This window comes from Caballeronia sp. LZ028, assembly GCF_031451415.1.
Classification (GTDB): Bacteria; Pseudomonadota; Gammaproteobacteria; order Burkholderiales; family Burkholderiaceae; genus Caballeronia; species Caballeronia zhejiangensis.
On the sequence record NZ_JARUXN010000004.1, the window covers coordinates 872,135 to 888,468 of the forward strand.

17 protein-coding genes and 1 pseudogene are annotated in these 16,334 nt (G+C 65.8%); 10 read left to right on the plus strand and 8 right to left on the minus strand.

The window, feature by feature from the left end; translation table 11 throughout:
- The first annotated feature begins 4 nt into the window (after positions 1 to 4).
- Together QCE58_RS26765 and QCE58_RS26770 are read left to right on the plus strand one after the other, a co-directional pair.
- Positions 5 to 415: a MarR family winged helix-turn-helix transcriptional regulator gene (locus QCE58_RS26765; RefSeq protein ID WP_008353238.1), complete on the plus strand. Its 411-nt coding sequence runs from the start codon at positions 5 to 7 to the stop codon at positions 413 to 415.
- A 17-nt stretch (positions 416 to 432) separates the two neighbouring features.
- Positions 433 to 2,217 carry a chloride channel protein gene (locus QCE58_RS26770; protein WP_250521702.1) on the plus strand — a complete coding sequence of 595 codons (1,785 nt, stop codon included), beginning with the start codon at positions 433 to 435 and terminating at the stop codon, positions 2,215 to 2,217.
- Here the strand turns inward: QCE58_RS26770 and QCE58_RS26775 are convergent.
- Positions 2,174 to 3,439 carry a glycosyltransferase family 9 protein gene (locus QCE58_RS26775; protein ID WP_250521703.1) on the minus strand — a complete coding sequence of 422 codons (1,266 nt, stop codon included), beginning with the start codon at positions 3,437 to 3,439 and terminating at the stop codon, positions 2,174 to 2,176. The two genes, QCE58_RS26770 and QCE58_RS26775, sit on opposite strands and share 44 nt — an antisense overlap.
- 279 nt (positions 3,440 to 3,718) lie before the next feature.
- On the opposite strand from QCE58_RS26775, the gene QCE58_RS26780 reads away from it, so the two are divergent.
- The 5 genes from QCE58_RS26780 (at position 3,719) to QCE58_RS26800 (ending at position 6,983) form a co-directional block, all read left to right on the plus strand.
- On the plus strand, positions 3,719 to 4,621 hold the full coding sequence (locus tag QCE58_RS26780; RefSeq protein WP_250521704.1) for an aldo/keto reductase: 903 nt from the start codon (positions 3,719 to 3,721) through the stop codon (positions 4,619 to 4,621).
- Positions 4,622 to 4,631: 10 nt separating this feature from the next.
- Positions 4,632 to 5,054 (plus strand): DUF1810 domain-containing protein, encoded by a 423-nt coding sequence (locus QCE58_RS26785; RefSeq protein ID WP_175979389.1) that lies wholly within the window; start codon positions 4,632 to 4,634, stop codon positions 5,052 to 5,054.
- Positions 5,055 to 5,108: 54 nt separating this feature from the next.
- Positions 5,109 to 5,324 (plus strand): DUF2945 domain-containing protein, encoded by a 216-nt coding sequence (locus tag QCE58_RS26790; protein ID WP_175979390.1) that lies wholly within the window; start codon positions 5,109 to 5,111, stop codon positions 5,322 to 5,324.
- A gap of 161 nt (positions 5,325 to 5,485) precedes the next feature.
- Entirely contained in the window at positions 5,486 to 5,923 is a 438-nt protein-coding gene (locus QCE58_RS26795) for a PRC-barrel domain-containing protein (RefSeq protein ID WP_008353227.1), read from the plus strand.
- 64 nt (positions 5,924 to 5,987) lie between these two features.
- Positions 5,988 to 6,983: an MDR family oxidoreductase gene (locus tag QCE58_RS26800; protein ID WP_008353225.1), complete on the plus strand. Its 996-nt coding sequence runs from the start codon at positions 5,988 to 5,990 to the stop codon at positions 6,981 to 6,983.
- 7 nt (positions 6,984 to 6,990) lie between these two features.
- Here the strand turns inward: QCE58_RS26800 and QCE58_RS26805 are convergent, their stop codons facing one another.
- Positions 6,991 to 8,685 carry a methyl-accepting chemotaxis protein gene (locus QCE58_RS26805; RefSeq protein WP_250435881.1) on the minus strand — a complete coding sequence of 565 codons (1,695 nt, stop codon included), beginning with the start codon at positions 8,683 to 8,685 and terminating at the stop codon, positions 6,991 to 6,993.
- A gap of 263 nt (positions 8,686 to 8,948) precedes the next feature.
- Between QCE58_RS26805 and QCE58_RS26810 the strand changes: the two genes are divergently transcribed.
- Positions 8,949 to 10,205 (plus strand): aminotransferase class V-fold PLP-dependent enzyme, encoded by a 1,257-nt coding sequence (locus QCE58_RS26810; protein ID WP_250435882.1) that lies wholly within the window; start codon positions 8,949 to 8,951, stop codon positions 10,203 to 10,205.
- A 3-nt stretch (positions 10,206 to 10,208) separates the two neighbouring features.
- Here the strand turns inward: QCE58_RS26810 and QCE58_RS26815 are convergent.
- A pseudogene (locus QCE58_RS26815) lies at positions 10,209 to 11,045 on the minus strand (NAD-dependent protein deacetylase); the annotation flags it as partial.
- Between the two features lie 179 nt (positions 11,046 to 11,224).
- Between QCE58_RS26815 and QCE58_RS26820 the strand changes: the two are divergent.
- Entirely contained in the window at positions 11,225 to 12,235 is a 1,011-nt protein-coding gene (locus QCE58_RS26820; protein ID WP_008353221.1) for a zinc-binding alcohol dehydrogenase family protein, read from the plus strand.
- A gap of 9 nt (positions 12,236 to 12,244) precedes the next feature.
- Here QCE58_RS26820 and QCE58_RS26825 read toward each other — a convergent pair whose 3' ends face one another.
- The 3 genes from QCE58_RS26825 to QCE58_RS26835 form a co-directional block, all read right to left on the minus strand.
- The gene (locus QCE58_RS26825; RefSeq protein WP_250521705.1) at positions 12,245 to 12,640 is read right to left on the minus strand and encodes a GFA family protein; all 396 of its coding nucleotides are present in this window, start codon (positions 12,638 to 12,640) and stop codon (positions 12,245 to 12,247) included.
- The gene (locus QCE58_RS26830) at positions 12,637 to 13,209 is read right to left on the minus strand and encodes a hypothetical protein (RefSeq protein ID WP_033537049.1); all 573 of its coding nucleotides are present in this window, start codon (positions 13,207 to 13,209) and stop codon (positions 12,637 to 12,639) included. Before QCE58_RS26830 ends, QCE58_RS26825 begins: the two co-directional genes overlap by 4 nt.
- A gap of 205 nt (positions 13,210 to 13,414) precedes the next feature.
- Positions 13,415 to 14,032 carry an OmpW family protein gene (locus tag QCE58_RS26835; protein WP_175979572.1) on the minus strand — a complete coding sequence of 206 codons (618 nt, stop codon included), beginning with the start codon at positions 14,030 to 14,032 and terminating at the stop codon, positions 13,415 to 13,417.
- Between the two features lie 248 nt (positions 14,033 to 14,280).
- Here QCE58_RS26835 and QCE58_RS26840 point away from each other — a divergent pair, with 248 nt between their 5' ends.
- Complete coding sequence (locus QCE58_RS26840) at positions 14,281 to 14,574, plus strand: hypothetical protein (RefSeq protein ID WP_144403815.1); 294 nt, start codon at positions 14,281 to 14,283, stop codon at positions 14,572 to 14,574.
- Position 14,575: 1 nt separating this feature from the next.
- Here the strand turns inward: QCE58_RS26840 and QCE58_RS26845 are convergent, their stop codons facing one another.
- A complete protein-coding gene (locus QCE58_RS26845; RefSeq protein WP_309780493.1) occupies positions 14,576 to 15,073 on the minus strand; it encodes a hypothetical protein in 498 nt (165 codons plus the stop codon).
- A gap of 115 nt (positions 15,074 to 15,188) precedes the next feature.
- Positions 15,189 to 16,157 (minus strand): GlxA family transcriptional regulator, encoded by a 969-nt coding sequence (locus tag QCE58_RS26850; protein WP_250521706.1) that lies wholly within the window; start codon positions 16,155 to 16,157, stop codon positions 15,189 to 15,191.
- Positions 16,158 to 16,334 lie beyond the last annotated feature (177 nt).

A 16,334-nucleotide genomic window follows, 5' to 3' on the forward strand; every position in this document is an offset into this window, starting at 1 on the left:
TCCGATGAACACTCCGCGCAAACTCGACAAGCCGGACTTCGAGCAACTGTCCGAATTCCGCTATCAGATGCGGCGCTTCGAGCGCTTCTCCGAGCAGGCCGCGCAGAACGAAGGCATCACGCCGCTGCAATATCTGCTGCTCCTGCACATCAAGGGCTATCCGGGCCGCGAATGGGCAACGGTCGGCGAACTCGCGGAGCGGCTGCAATCGCATCATCACGGCGTGGTGGCGCTCGTCACGCGCTGCGAGGCGGCCGGGCTCGTGCGACGCGCGCAGAGCGAAGAGGATCGCCGTCAGGTGCGAGTGCATCTCGAAGCGCGCGGCGAAGAAGTGCTCACGCGCCTCGCCGCGCTGCATCGCGCGGAGATCAAGTCTCTCGATGGCGCGTTCCGCGTGCCGCAGATCGATTTCTGAATTCCTGGAGCGCCTTCATGGACCATCACAGACGTGACTTTTCGGTCAACGACCGGCTGCTGAAGATATGCGGACTCGCCGCCGTCATCGGCGGCATCGCCACGCTCGCGGCCGTCGTGCTCCTTGCGCTCATCCATCTGTTCACGAACCTGTTTTTCTTCGGCACGCTTTCGCTCGAGGACAACTCGCCCGCGCTCTATACGCTCGGGCCGTGGGTGATCGGCATTCCGGTGATCGGCGGACTGATCGTCGGCATGATGGCGCGCTTCGGCTCGGACAAGATTCGCGGACACGGCATTCCGGAGGCGATCGAGGCGATCCTGTTCGGCAAGAGCCGCATGTCGCCGAAGGTGGCGATCCTGAAGCCGCTGTCGTCGGGGATCGTGATCGGCAGCGGCGGGCCGTTCGGCGCGGAAGGCCCGATCATCATGACGGGCGGCGCGCTCGGCTCGCTGATCGCGCAATGCATCGACGTGACCGCCGCGGAGCGCAAGACGCTCTTGGTCGCGGGCGCGGCGGCGGGCATGACGGCCGTGTTCGGCACGCCGGTCGCGGCGGTGCTGCTCGCGGTCGAACTGCTGCTGTTCGAATGGCGGCCGCGCAGCTTTCTGCCGGTCGCGCTCGCTTGCGCGGTCGCGGGCTTCGCGCGCGCGGCGGTATTCGGTACGGGCGCGCTCTTTCCGCTCGAAACGCCGCCGCCGCACATGATTTCGCTGCTTTCGTGCCTCGTGGCCGGGCTGTTGTCGGGCGCGCTGGCGTCGGGGCTGTCGGCTGCGCTCTACAAGCTCGAAGACCTGTTCCACAAGCTGCCGATTCACTGGATGTGGTGGCCGGCGCTCGGCGCGGTGATCGTCGGTATCGGCGGATATCTCGAGCCGCGCGCGCTCGGCGTGGGCTACGACGTGATCGGCGATCTGCTGCATCAGCACATCGCGATTCAGGTGGCGCTGTCGATTCTCGCCGTGAAGGCGATCATCTGGGTCGTCGCGCTGGCTTCGGGCACCTCGGGCGGCGTGCTCGCGCCGCTATTGATGCTCGGCGCGGGCCTCGGCACCGCGCTCGGCGCGATCCTGCCCGGCCACGACACCGCGCTCTGGCCGCTCGTGTGCATGGCCGCGACGCTCGGCGCGACGCTGGGCGCGCCGCTCACCGCGATCGTCTTCGCCTTCGGCCTCACGCACGATGCGAACGCGCTCCTGCCGCTGCTCGCCGCGACGCTCGTCGCGCACGGCTTCGCGACCGTCGTCATGAAGCGCTCGATCATGACCGAGAAGATCGCGCGGCGCGGTTATCACATCTATCGCGAATACGGCGTGGATCCGCTGGAGCGCCATCACGTCGATGAAGTCATGACGCGCGACGTGCTGACGATCGACGCCGCCACGCCGCTTTCCGACGTGCTCGCGAAGCATTTCGGGCCGCAACAGGTGCATCGGGCGTATCCGGTGGTGCGCGAAGGCGTGCTCGTCGGCATGCTGGACCGGGCGTCGCTCGGGACGTTGATCGGGGCGTCGCCGCTGGCGCAGTCGGGCGTCAGCATCGGCGATGCCTTGCAGCGCATGGAGCACGGCGCGCCGGCGTTCGCGCTGCCGGGCGAGCCGTGCCGCCTTGCCGCGACGCGTCTCGCCGTGCATGAACTGGAGCGCCTGCCGGTGGTCGCGGACGAGGCGTCGCGGCGGCTCGTCGGCATCGTGTCGCGCAGCGATCTCGTGAAGCCCGCACGCGCGCACTTCGACGAGGAACATCGGCGCGAGCGCTTCAGGGGCTTTCGGCGGACGGCGCCGGCGCTGAAGAAGCACTGAAGGATGCGAGGTCGGCGCAGAGATCGGCGAGCGGCTGCGTCCAGTCGCCCAGTTCGGTCTGACGATACAGCCGCATCGACGGATACCACGGCGTGAAGCGCTGACAGTCGAGCCAGCGGCTGTCGCAGGCCCGCGACAGCAACACCCGCACCGGCCGATTCAGCGCGCCGGCGAGATGCCCCGTGCCCGTATCGATGGTGACGAGCAGATCGAGCTTCTCCAGCACGCCGGCCGTGTCGCCGAAGGTCGAGAGATGCGGCGCGATATCGGTCACGCCGTGGCGGTTCATGAACGCGCGTTCGTCGTCGCCGAGTTCGCCGACTTGCAGCGAATAGAACTGACAAGCCTGATTCGTCAGCAAGGATTCGAGCCGCTGAAGCGGCATCGAACGATACGGTTCGTGCCGCACGCCGCTCGCGCTTCTCCAGATCAGGCCGATTTTCGGGCGCGTCGTTTCGACGTTCAACAGCGCATTGGCGTCATCGGACAAACGCTTGGCCGGATCGATGGCGATGCGCGCGGCGGGATTTTCCATCGGAAAGTATGGCGAGCGTTGATAGCGCGCGTAGAGACTGAAACCGAAGGTCACGCGATCGCAGCACGCGAGTTCGGCCGCGCGCTGCTCTTGCGTCGCCATCGACAGCTTGACCTGCTCGCTCTGTCGGAAGACTTCCTCCCAACCCGAAAATTGCTCGGAGACGATCATGCTCGCCCCTTCGCGCAGCAGCGCGTCGATGTAGCGCGAGAACTGCACGAAATCGCCGAAGCCGCCCTCCGCGGAAATGAAAATTCGCTTGCCCGCGACGGACTCGTCCATGCCGAGCAGCTTGTCCGGGAGCGCGCCGGCCCAATCGGGATCGGATTCGAGAACGAGTTGATGAAAGACTTCGGCATACGATCTGCCGCGGATCGTGCGATAGCGTTCGTTCGCCGCGTGAAACTTGCCGAGGGCGAACTGCACCATGCATAGCTCTTCGGTCAGCGCGTATCGATTGGCCTGCGAAAGCGGCTCTTCGAGTCCGAGCTTCAGGAATTTCTCGGCTTGCGCGTGCATCCCGAGAAAGCTCAGGTCGACGCCGAGTTGGGCAAGCCAGCAATCCGGGTTCGCCGACGCGGCGAGTTGCCCGGCGAGCGCACAGGCTTCGGCGGCGCGTCCTGCTGCTCGCAAAGTGCGGATGAGGTCGAGCGGCGCCATGTCTCGTATGTTGTCGATATCGGCCATGCTGATTTTTTGTAGGAAGGCTGCGGGCGGGAGGCGGTATGTTAGTTCCCCGATGCATCGCGAGCGCAAAAAAGCGTCAATCCAAGGTAGATGTATCGGCCCAATGGGGGAAGGCACTTTGCGTCAAAAGGCGTTTCGGGGAGAGAAAGAATCGTGGGTGGCGCTGGGCTGTGCCGATGAATGCATCGGCGTCGGATTGCGCGTTCGCTGACGAACGTTCGAAACGGATCGCCCGATGTTCTCTACTATGCAAACTCTCCCGCTGACATCGCCCCGCCCATGCCCAACCGCCGCGCTTTCCTCCGCCTGACCGCCGCCGCGCTCGCCACGCAGGCATTCGACACGGCACAGGCAGCCCAACCCATGCACACCCGCCCGATCCCGTCGACGAAAGAGCCTTTGCCCGTCATCGGCTGCGGCACCTGGCGCACCTTCGACGCCGGCGACGACCCCGCCCGCCGCCGCGAGCTCGCCGAGGTCCTGCGCGCGCTTTTCGCCGCGGGCGGCTCGGTAATCGATTCATCGCCGATGTACGGCTCCTCCGAAGCCGTCGCGGGCGCGCTGCTCGCGCAATCGCATACGCGCGACAAAGCGTTCATCGCGACGAAAGTCTGGACCGACGGACGCGAGGCCGGCATCGCGCAGATGGAGCAATCGCTGCGCTTGTGGCAGACCGATCGCGTCGATCTCATGCAGATTCACAATCTGCTCGACTGGCGCACGCATCTCGCCACGCTGCGCGACTGGAAAGCCGCCGGCAAGGTCCGCTACATCGGCGTCACGCATTACACGTCGAGCGCGTTTGCGCAGGTCGAGGCGGTGCTGCGCTCGGAGCGCATCGATTTCGTGCAGATCAACTACGCCGCCAACGACCGCGATGCCGAAGCGCGCCTTCTGCCGCTCGCCGCCGAGCGCGGCGTCGCGGTCATCGTGAATCAGCCGTTCGGCGGCGGATCGCTGCTCGCTAGCCTGCGCAACCGGCCGCTGCCGGATTTCGCGCAGGAAATCGGCTGCACGTCGTGGGCACAGCTCCTGCTGAAATTCGTGCTGGGCAACCCGGCCGTGACCTGCGTGATCCCCGGCACAGGACGCCGCGAATACATGATCGATAACGCGCGCGCGGGCATCGGCAACTATCCCGATGAAGCGATGCGAAAGCGCATCGCCGATGCGGTCGCGTAAGGAGATGAGCATGAGCGATCCGTACGACCTGCAGCGTTTCGTCGACGCACAGGAAAGCGTCATCGACGACGTGCGCGCCGAGCTTTCCGCCGGCCACAAACGCACGCACTGGATGTGGTTCGTGTTCCCGCAGATCGTCGGCCTCGGGCACAGCGCAATGGCGCAGCACTACGCGATTTCGTCGCGCGACGAAGCCCGCGCCTATCTCGCGCATCCCGTGCTGGGCGCGCGGCTCGTCGAGCTGACGCGCATCGTCAACGGGCTGCAGGGACGCACTGCCGGGCAGATTTTCGGCTATCCGGACGACATGAAATTCCATTCGTCGATGACCCTTTTCGCGCACGCCGCCGACGATCCCGCCGTCTTCGAAGAAGCGCTGCGCCGATATTTCGACGGCCAGTCCGACGAGGCGACGCTTTCCCGCCTGACATGACGGGCATGGCCGTTGCGCTTCGGGAAACGTCCACTTTTTCCGGGAGCGCAAGCCATGGGCCAATCCTTCAAGCTGCACGATCACGTCCGCTGGAATACGCCGCAAGGCGAAACGACGGGCCGCATCGTGCGCATCGTCACCGAGCGCGCGACGCTCGACGGCCACACGGTCAACGCATCGCACGACGATCCGCATTTCGAAGTCGAAAGCGACAAGAGCGGCAAGCGCGCCGTTCACAAAGGCGACGCGCTCAAGCGGATCTCGCATTGACCGCGCGCACCGCACGTTCGCACTATTGCAGTGCGCGCGACGCCACCTGACACCGTTCCTGCAGAAACCATGATAAACGTTCAAACTTCTACCGCGCTGGAAGCTTGAATCGCGCATTTCAATTGAACCGGATTGCCCCAATCCTTTGAGGAATCGAACCAATGAAATCGAAACTCGTGGCACTGCTCGTTGCATCGTCGGCACTTGGCCTGACTTCCACGGCATCGTTCGCCCAAGTCGCAGGCACGCAGCCGCTCGGCGTATCCGTCGAAGTATCGACCGCCATCATCGATGGCTGGAGCATCAAGAAATCCGTGTTGAACAAGCCGGTCGTCAACGAACAGGGACAACGCGTCGGCGTCATCAACGACATCATCGTCGCGCCCGACAAGTCCGTTTCGTTCGCGATCATCGCCGCTAACAAGTTCCTCGGCGTGGCGCGTCACGACGTCGCGATTCCGATCGAGCAACTGGACGTGAAAAACGGCCAGTTCGTGCTCGCGGGCGCGACCAAGGAGGCGATCAAGGCGCTGCCCGAGTTCCAGTACAACAAGGTGAAGGCGACGCCGATCCCGCGCGCGCAATTCGAGCATCATTGATTCGCCGTAGTGCCTGACGGGGCGGCCGCGCGCCGCCTCGCCCGAACTCAACCGGAGCCAGCCGATGTTCAAAGCCCTCATCCTCGACAAACAGGACGACCGCACGGTCGCGTCCATTCAGTCGATCGACGAAGCCCGACTCGCTTCATCCGGCGATGGCGGCGACGTGCTCGTGCGCGTCGACTTCTCCACGCTCAACTACAAGGACGGACTCGCGATCACCGGCAAGGCGCCCGTCGTACGCACCTGGCCGATGGTGCCGGGCATCGACTTCGCGGGTGTCGTCGAGACGAGTTCGCATCCGGATTACAAGCCCGGCGACAAAGTCGTGATGAACGGCTGGGGCGCCGGCGAAACGCATTGGGGCGGGCTCGCGCAGAAGGCGCGCGTGAGCGCCGCTCATCTGATCGCGCTGCCCGCGAACATCACGACGCGCCAGGCGATGGCCGTCGGCACCGCGGGCTATACCGCGATGCTTTGCGTGCAGGCGCTGGAAAAGCACGGCATCGGCGCACAGGACGGCGACGTGCTCGTGACGGGCGCGAACGGCGGCGTCGGCAGCTTCGCGGTCGCGATTCTGGCAAAGCGCGGCTATCGCGTGATCGCGTCGACGGGCCGTCCCGAGGAAGCCGCGCGGCTGCGCGAACTGGGCGCGGCGGATATCGTCGAGCGCGCGACGCTTTCCGAGCCGGGCAAGCCGCTGCAGAAAGAGCGCTGGGCGGCGGCCGTCGATTGCGTCGGCAGTCACACGCTCGCGAACATCTGCGCGAGCCTGCGCTATGGCGGCGCAGTCGCCGCGTGCGGCCTCGCGCAAGGCATGGATCTGCCGGCGTCGGTCGCGCCGTTCATCCTGCGCGGCGTCGCGCTGCTCGGCGTGGACAGCGTCTACGTGCCGCGCGAGCGGCGCATCGCGGCGTGGCGGGCAATCGCCGATGAAGTGCCGGTCGCGACCATCGAAAGCGTCGCGACGACGATCCCGCTCGCCGATGCGCCCGACGTCGCCGCGCGTCTGCTGCGCGGCGAGGTGAAGGGGCGCGTGATCGTCGACGTGAACGCCTGAAGCGGCGTCAGAACGTGCTCCAGCCGTCGGCGGTGGCGGGCTGCGCCACGGCCGCTTGAGCGACGCGCGGCGCGGGTTTCGCAACCGGCGTGCGCGGCGCGTGCGCCACGCGCGGCGCGGCCTGCGTGATCGCAGCCGCCGCGCCGTCCACCGTGAAGAACGCGACCGCCTCGTTGAGCCTGCGCCCCTGCTCTTCGAGCGACGTCGCGGCGGCGGCGGCTTCTTCGACGAGCGCGGCGTTCTGCTGCGTGACCTCGTCCATCTGCGTGATCGCGAGATTCACCTGCTCGATGCCGCGCCCCTGCTCCGCGGACGCCGCCGCGATCTCCTGCATGATGTCCGTCACGCGCGCGACGGCCTGCGTCACTTCGGCCATCGTCGTGCCCGCTTCGCTTGCCAGCAGCGAGCCGTCGCGCACCTTGCCCACCGAATCCGCGATCAGTTCCTTGATTTCCTTCGCCGCCGTCGACGAACGCTGCGCGAGGCTGCGCACTTCGCTCGCGACGACCGCGAAACCGCGGCCCTGTTCGCCCGCGCGCGCCGCTTCCACGGCCGCGTTGAGCGCGAGAATGTTGGTCTGGAACGCGATGCCCTCGATGATGCCCGTGATATCCGCGATCCTGTCCGAGCTGTCGCTGATGCCGTTCATCGTGTTCACGACTCGGCCGACGACATCGCTGCCCTTCTTCGCGATATCCGACGCGTTCGATGCAAGCGAACTCGCCTGCTGCGCGTTCTCGGCGTTCTGACGCACCGTCGACGTGAGCTCTTCCATGCTCGCCGCCGTCTCCTGCAGGGAAGCGGCCTGTTCTTCGGTGCGCTGGCTCAGATCGGTATTGCCGGTCGCGAGCTCCTTTGCCGCGCCGCCGACCGCGCCGCTGCTTTCGCGCACGCGGCTCACGATGTCGGTGAGGCGCGCGTTCATCGTGGCGAGCGCGCGCAGCAAATCGCCCGTTTCGTCCTTCGTATTCGCGACGATGCGGCTCGTCAGATCGCCGCGCGCCACCGTCTGCGCGATGCCGACCGCCTCGCCGATCGGCGCCGTGATCGAGCGCGTGACCAGCACGCCGCCGATCACCGCGAAGAGCGCCGCCACCACGCATAGCGCGATCAGCACGTTGCGCTGCGTCCGATAGCTCGCCTGATCCGCGCGCACGATTTCCTCGCGGCGCGTCGCGGTGTAGGCCGCGTAGTCGTCGGTGGCCTTGACGAGTTGCGCGAGCAGCGGACGGCACTCGTCGTCGAGCGCCGTCACCGCTTCCTCGTGCTTGCCCGCGAGCGCCAGCCCGGCGATCTTCGTCGCGACGGGACCGTACAGCGCCTCCACGCGCATCATTTCGGCGGCGAGACTCTTCGCCTTGTCGCTCGTATCGCTCGCGCTGGCGAGCATGTCGTTGAGTTGCTTCAGGCGCGCCTGCACGTCCTCGTGGGCGCGCGTGGCTTCGGCTTGCTCGAGTTCGATATCGGACGGTTTCGTGACGAGCACGAGATTGCGCGCGGCGATCGCGCGGCGGTCGACGGCCGTGCGAATCTGACCGGCGACATCGGCGCGCGCGTTGATGCCGTTGACATAGTCCGCGAAGCCGTCCGTCGCGACGGACAGCGCGCGCAGCGACATGCCTGCCACCAGCACGACCAGCACCGCCAGAATGCCGAAGCCAGCGATCAGCCTGTTCTTGATCGTGATGTTCTTGAGGTTCATTTTCAGGGTTCTCTCAGGGTCCGTTCGGGGGACATACGGCGTCCGTGTGATCGCTTCGCGCGGCATACTGCGACAGGAGCGAACGATCGAGCGCAAAAGATGCGCGACGCTCTAAAGCTGATTACGGCTCACGATTTTTGGACTGAAGGGAAAAGATGCAAATAGTCTGCACTTTGTCCACGACGTTCGGTAATACCGTTACCATACAGATGCGCGAAGTTAGGTAAGCATTTCATTTTCTTTCCACGAACTTCTACATTCCGATGCCCGAGATCCTCGATCACCGCACGCCCGGATTCGCCGATGCGCTCGCGACGCTTCCGCCGACGCCAACCGCCGGTCTCGCCACGAACGAACGCTACTGGGATGCGGTGCGCGCGCTGTGGCGTCACTCCGACGAGCTCATCAACCTTGAGAACGGCTTCTGGGGTGCGATGACCGAGCCGGTCAAGGCGATGTTCCATTACTGGACCGAGCGCGTGAACCGCGAGACGACGCTTCTGATCCGCCCGCATCTGATGTCGCTGTATCAGGGTTTGCGGGAGCGCGTCGCGATGGAAATGGGCTGCGCGGTCGAGGAGATCGAGCTGACGCGCAACGCGACCGAAGCGCTGCTCGCGCTCATCAGCGGCTACAACCGCCTCGCGCCGGGCGACACGGTGCTCTACAGCGATCTCGATTACCCGTGCGGCAAGGACGCGATGGAATGGCTGCGCGAGCGGCGCGGCGTCACGCCCGTGCGTATTACGATGCCGGAGCCCGCGACGCGCGAAGCGGTGCTCGACACCTACGCGAAGGCGCTGCGCGCGCATCCGCGCACGCGGCTCGTGCTGTTGTCGCACGTCTGCTTCGCGACGGGCCTCGTGATCCCGGTCGCGGAGATTTCGGCGATGGCGAAGGAAGCCGGCGCGGACGTGATCGTCGATGCCGCGCATTCGTGGGGGCAACTCGCTTTCGACGTGCCCGACTTGAACGCGCCGTTCGCCGCGCTGAACCTGCACAAGTGGATCGGCGCGCCGCTCGGCTGCGGCGCGATCTACATCCGGAAGGGACACGTCGCGTCGATCGATCCGTATCTCGGCGACCGCTCCTGGCCCGCCGACGATATCCGCGCGCGCGTGCATACCGGCTCGCCGAACTTCGCCGCGTGGTTCACGCTGCCGTCGGCGCTGGACGTGCATCGGCGCATCGGTGCGAAGGCGAAGGAAGCGCGTCTGCGTGCGTTGCGCGATGCCTGGGCGAAGCCCGCGAGCGAGCTTCCCGGCGTGCAGATCCTGACGCCGCACGATCCGTCGATGACCGCCGGCATCACTGCGTTCCGCCTGAACGGGCGCGCGACGAAAGCAGGTTGCGATGCGATCGTCGCCGCGCTGCGCGATCGCTTCTGCGTCTTCACGGTGACGCGGCCCGGCCCCGACGCGGGCGAAGTCGTCCGCGTGACGCCCGCGCTCTTCTCGCGCATGTCGGATGCCGAGCGTCTCGTCGAAGGCATCGCGGCGCTTGCGCGCGAAGCGAAGTAAGCGTCAGCGCGTCACCGGCCGTGCGTCGAGATGCTCGATCAGGCGTTCGAGCGCGTCCGAGCACGGCGCTTCGACTTTCAGCGCGAGGAGCGCGTCGGCGCGTGTCTTGCCGATGTTGATGGCCGCGATCGGCTTGCCGCTTTTCGCGGCCCACTCGCAAAAGCGATAGCCCGAATACACCATCAGCGATGAGCCGACGACGAGCATCGCATCGGCGGCTTCGAGCGAGCGTGCCGCGTCGTCGACGAGCGCGCGCGGCACGCTCTCGCCGAAGAACACGACGTCGGGCTTGAGCACGCCGCCGCAGCGCGTGCAGCCGGGCACGTCGAAGGCGGCGAAATCGAGATCTTCGATATGCGCGTCGCCGTCGGGCACCGCGGGCGCCGTATAGCCGACGAAATCCGGATTCGCCGCTTCCAGCATCCGCTGCACGGCCGCGCGCGTATGCCGCTCGCCGCATTCGATGCAGCGCACTCGCCCGATATTGCCGTGCAGCTCGATCACATCGGGATTGCCGGCGCGCGTGTGCAATCCGTCGACATTCTGCGTGACGAGCCGATGTACCCGGGAACGCGCGGCGAGCGCGCGCAGCGCGTGATGCGCGGCGTTCGGCTGCGCGTTCTGCACGACCGGCCAGCCGATGAGGCTGCGCGCCCAATAACGCCGGCGCGCGTAGTCCGAACCGAGAAAGTCCTTCAGCAGAATGGGCGCGCGGCCCGTGCGCTGGCCTTCGCGATCGCGATAACAGGGAATGCCCGATTCCGTGCTGATGCCCGCGCCCGACAGCACGAAAAGCCGCGGATGCCGCTCGACGAATTCATGAAGCTGCTGCACTTGCCGTCCTTTTTTCGCTTGTCCGAGCGATTTGCTCTGGTGGAAATATAAGGCGAAACCGCCCGCGCCGCTGGCTGCGCATCCGGCCTTACCACTTTTTCGATATTGAAATTGGCTTGACCAAATCGGCGCGCATCGTTAGATTGACGGACGCCCCACTCCAACGACATATCGAGACATCCAGCATGCTGACCGTCATCTGCGAAACGCCCGGAACCCTGAAAGCCGAACAGCGCGAGAAACCGCAGCGCGCCGACAACGAAGTGCTGCTGCGCGTGAAGCGCGTCGGCGTGTGCGGCACGGACCTGCACATCTTCACCGGCAATCAGCCATATCTGTCGTATCCGCGCGTGATGGGCCACGAGTTGTCGGGCGTGATCGAGGAAGCGGACGCATCGAGCGGGCTGAAGGCGGGCGACACCGTCTACGTGATGCCGTATCTGTCGTGCGGCAAGTGCATCGCGTGCCGTCAGGGCAAGACGAATTGCTGCGTGAACATTCAGGTGCTCGGCGTGCATCGCGATGGCGCGTTCACCGAATATTTGAATCTGCCCGCGCAATTCGTCCATAAGGCCGAGGGCGTCACGCTCGATCAGGCCGCGATGGTCGAATTCCTCGCGATCGGCGCGCACGCCGTGCGTCGCGCGGACGTGCAGCCGGGGCAGCGCGTGCTGGTTGTCGGCACGGGTCCGATCGGCATGGCGGCCATCACCTTCTCGCGGCTGCGCGGCGCGAACGTCACCGCGCTCGATACGCGCGAAGACCGGCTCGCGTTCTGCAAGCGCGAACTGAAAGTGGACGCGACCGTGCAGATCGGCGAGCAGGACAAGGAACAACTGTCGACGCTCACGAATGGCGAATTCTTCGATGTGGTGTTCGACGCGACCGGCAATTCGCGCGCGATGGAACGCGGCTTCGAATTCATCGCGCACGGCGGGAAGTACGTGCTGGTGTCGATCGTGCCGGATCGCATTTCCTTCGCCGATCCGGAGTTCCACAAGCGCGAAGCGACGCTGCTCGCGAGCCGCAACGCGACGCCCGAGGACTTCGAGACCGTGCTCGCCGCGATGCGCAAGGGCGAAGTGCCGACGGATGCGCTCAACACGCATCGTCTGACGCTGAGCGATGTGCCGACGCAGTTCTCGTCGCTGCTCGATCCGAAAGCGGGCGTCGTGAAAGCGATCGTCGAATGCTGACGGGTTGAATCAGGGCGCGCCGCGTACAAAGCGCGGCCGTCCTTGCGCGTCGTGCCACGGCTCGGCGCTTTTGCACCAGATTTCGTACTGCGGCGGATAAAGGCCGGTTTCATCGAAGATGCCGGTCGGCACCTCGATTTCGTCGACGCCGTCGAACGCCAGATAGACCGGCGATCCGCACAGCGGGCAATGATGCCGCCTGCCCGTCGCGGAGCTCGCCCACGCGACCGTTTCGCCCGTCACGGCAAACGCATGGCGCGGAAAGATCGCGTAAACGCCGAACGGCGCACCGTGGATGCGCCGGCACGTCATGCAGTGACACAGATTCACTTCCTTCGGCGCGCCCGCGACGCGCACCCGCACCGCGCCGCACGCACATCCGCCTTCGTGAAGCGGCTGATTCATCGGGTGAAGTAGCCGCGGTTCTGCATGCATTCGCTGTAGGCGCGCCAGTAGCGCGTCATCGGCGGCTCGGGCGGCGGCAGCGGCGGCATCTTCATGTCGCCGCCGTAGATCGCGTCGGATGCGCCGGATGCGCCCGCCGCCATCGATGCGGGCATCGCCGGCATGCCGGGCATCGCGCCGGATGCGGGATGCGGCAAGGCGGTCACGCCCGTCGCGCCGGACGCACCCGACGCGGCGATCGCCGCCGATGCGCCCGATGCAGGCGCCGCCGCAGACGCCGCGAGCGCACCCGATGCGCCCGCCGCACTCGCCGGCAACGGCGGCTCGACCGGACGCGGCGGCGTGAGCGTGCGCGTGTCGCGCTGCGCCTGAGCGTCGCGCGATGGCGCTTGCGACTCGCGCGCCATGTTCACTTTGGTCGTCTGATTGGCGTAGCCGTAGCAGGCGGCGTTATCGATCGATTGCTGCCACGCGCTCTGGCTGCGGCCTGGCACGGTGAGCGGCTGTTGCGCGAAGGCGGCGCCACACGCCGCGAGCAAAACGAATCCCGCGTAAGTGGAAGGTCTCATTGGCTTGCAGTTCCCCGATGCGGTTTTATTAGTCGTTGCAGTTTCTTGCGCCGCTCGGACACACTTCGAGCGACGCGAGTCTGCGCCGGGCCTGCTGTCAAGGATACCGCGCCCGCCGAACCGTCCACGCCAGAAGCACTGGCATCTTCCGCCAACTTTCAGACGATGCGCGGCGCGGCGCACATTTGCCGCGATGAACCGCGCATCAGAACTTCATGCCGACGCCAAGGCCGATCACCCACGGATCGATCTTGAGCGAGCCGAGATCGGCGCCGCCCGCCGATGCGCTCGTTCGCATCCAGATCTTCTTCACGTCGGCGTTGACGAACAAATTCTTCGCCACCTGTACGTCGACGCCCACCTGCAACGCCGGGCCGAAGCTGCTGTGCTTGATCGACACCGGCGTGTCGCCCGCCTTGAGCTTGTCGTTGTAGAAGTACGTATAGTTCACGCCCGCGCCGACATACGGACGCACGCGCCCCGCGTGATTGAAGTGATATTGCAGGAGCAGCGTCGGCGGCAGCACGCCTACGCCGCCAAGCCCGCCGATGTTCGACGTCACCTGATGCCGCGACGTGCCGAGAATCAATTCCACACCGATGTCATCGCGGATCATGTACGTGAAATCGAGCTCCGGCACGATCGCGTTGTTGACGTTGACACCGAGCGTGCCGAGCGTGCCCCCCGCTGTCACATCGGGCTGAATGCTGATCGCGCGCAGGCGAACCAGCACATCGCCGGCGTGGATGCCGCCCATCGCATCGCTCGACGATGCATCGCCTGCCGCCTGCGCCGCGCCCGCGAACAACGCCGCGCATGCCATGACGATTGCCCCGAGACCCTTTCTCATTTTTAGCTCACTCACGTTAAAAGCGAGAATTGTCCGAGCGAGGGTCGGTCGCGCCTTTGACCACAATCAACGCGCGCCAGACGCGCGCCGCCTATCGCAGCAAGCCTTGCGCGCGGACAAGCATGCTTTACGCATCGGCGGGTCTGCGACCGCGCGCCACTTGCGGGCGGGTCCGCGCCTTGCTGAACGAAGAGAACGTGCAGAACAAAGGGAGGAAGCAGATGAGACCCACAATCGGCACACTCGGGCGCATGACGGGGATTCTGCTCGGCGGCACATTGGCCGTCGTGGCGAGCGCGCAGCAGGCGCCGCAAAAACCGAACAAGCTCGATTACGACAGTACGCCCGCGTATCAGGAGAAAAACGTGACGCCGCCCGCTGCGGCCGCCGCGAATGCCAGCGATGCGCTGAAGACGCGGCCGGGCAAGACGTCATCGGGCAAGGGCGCAGCGCCCGACCGGCCGAACGGACTCGGCTTCGACTCGGGCGCGAGCGGCATGAGCAAGAAGCAGTAGATCACGCGTCGGCCGGCTTGTCCGGCCACGGCCACGTCGAATAGCGCGACGGCTTTTCCGCTTCCGCTGCCGGCGTGGCTTCGTGCGCAGGCGCCGCGCTCGTTGCGACTTCGGGGAGATCCTCGCCGAACCACGGCACTTCCTTGCGCCGCTCTTCCATGTAGGCGTTCCAGCCCTTCGCGTTGTCCGCGAAAAGATCGTGCTTCACGGTGTTCGCCAGCATCGGGCGATTCAGCGTTTCATCGAGCAGCGCTTTCGGCCAAACGAAAAACGCACCCGATGCACGGCGGATGAAATCGCGCGGCGGCATGGTCGCGTCGACGAAGCCGAGCAGCGTGAAGCCCGCGAGCGCGTCGTTGCCCTTCACCGCTTCGCCGATGCTCGCGTATTCGTCGGCGCATTGGCTCAGGCAAAACACGGACTCCAGCACGTGGCCGAGATGCAGCAGCAGTGCGCGTCGTTCGTAGGGATCTTGCGTGGCGGTCTCTTGTTTCGTCATTCGCTGTTCCGATATGTCGAGGGTGGATTCTGCGGCGCGCGCACTGTCGCACGGGCCGCGTTCATCTCGAATTTTAGCGAACCCGGCGTCACGCGTCGGCGCGCCAGCGCCCCGATCACTTCACAAAGCGCGTGCGAAAGCTCAGTCGATAATCATTCGGCGATACACCGAGCCGCCGCGTGAACACGAGCCGCATGCGGTCCGCCGTGCCGAAGCCGCAGTCGTAGGCGACGGTTTTCAGCGGCGTGTCGCTGCTTTCGAGCATATTGCGCGCCGCGTCGACGCGCGCCCGTTCGACGAACTCGTGCGGCGTCAACTGCGCGAGTTGCACGAAGGCGCGCGCGAAGTTGCGCTCGCTCATGCCCGCGACGCTCGCCATGCGCGCGACGGACAGCCGCTCGCCGATGTGCTCCATGACGTACGCCTGCACTTTCGCGACCGGCGACGTGTCGTCGGCGGGGGCGCTCAGATAAGGGCTGAACTGCGATTGTCCGCCGCGCCGCTGCGCGAATACGACGAGCCGTTTCGCGACCGCGAGCGCGACTTGCCCGCCGTGATCTTCGGCGACGAGCGCGAGCGCGACATCGATGCCCGCCGTCACGCCCGCCGACGTGACGAGATTGCCGTCGCGCATATAAATGCGATCGAGTTCGACGCGTGCGCGCGGAAAACGCTCCGCGAGCCGCGGCGCATTCTGCCAGTGCGTGGTGACATTGCGGCCGTCGAGCAGGCCCGCGTGACCGAGCGCGAATGCGCCGGTGCAGATCGAGCCGTAACGCTCGCAGCGCGACGCCGTATCGACGAGCCAGGCGTCAAGGCGCGGATCGGGTTCATCGACGGGAAGGCTCGGACCGCCCGCGACGAGCGCCGTGCCGTAATGGCGATCGGCTTTGTCGAACGGCAGATCCGCGACGAGCCGCGTGCCGTTCGACGCGCGCACGATGCGCTCCTCCGGTCCGACAAGCGTGATCTCATACGCGTCCGAGGCAGCGATGAAGCCGTTCGCTTCCGCGAAGACATCGACGGGACCGGCCACATCGAGCGCCTGCACGCCCTGAAAGATTGCGATTGCAACTGTCGGCATCGGAGAGAAAGTCGGTGATGAGCGCGCGTGGCGGAAGACGGCGTGCGCCTGGCAGAGTTCGACGCGTCGTTTCGATTGAGACGCGAGCGCCTTTTGAAGAGACTGAAGGCATCGGACGCGCTGCGCGATTTTAGCAACGCACGACGCTTCGCGTCTTTCATCGACTCACATTCCGGA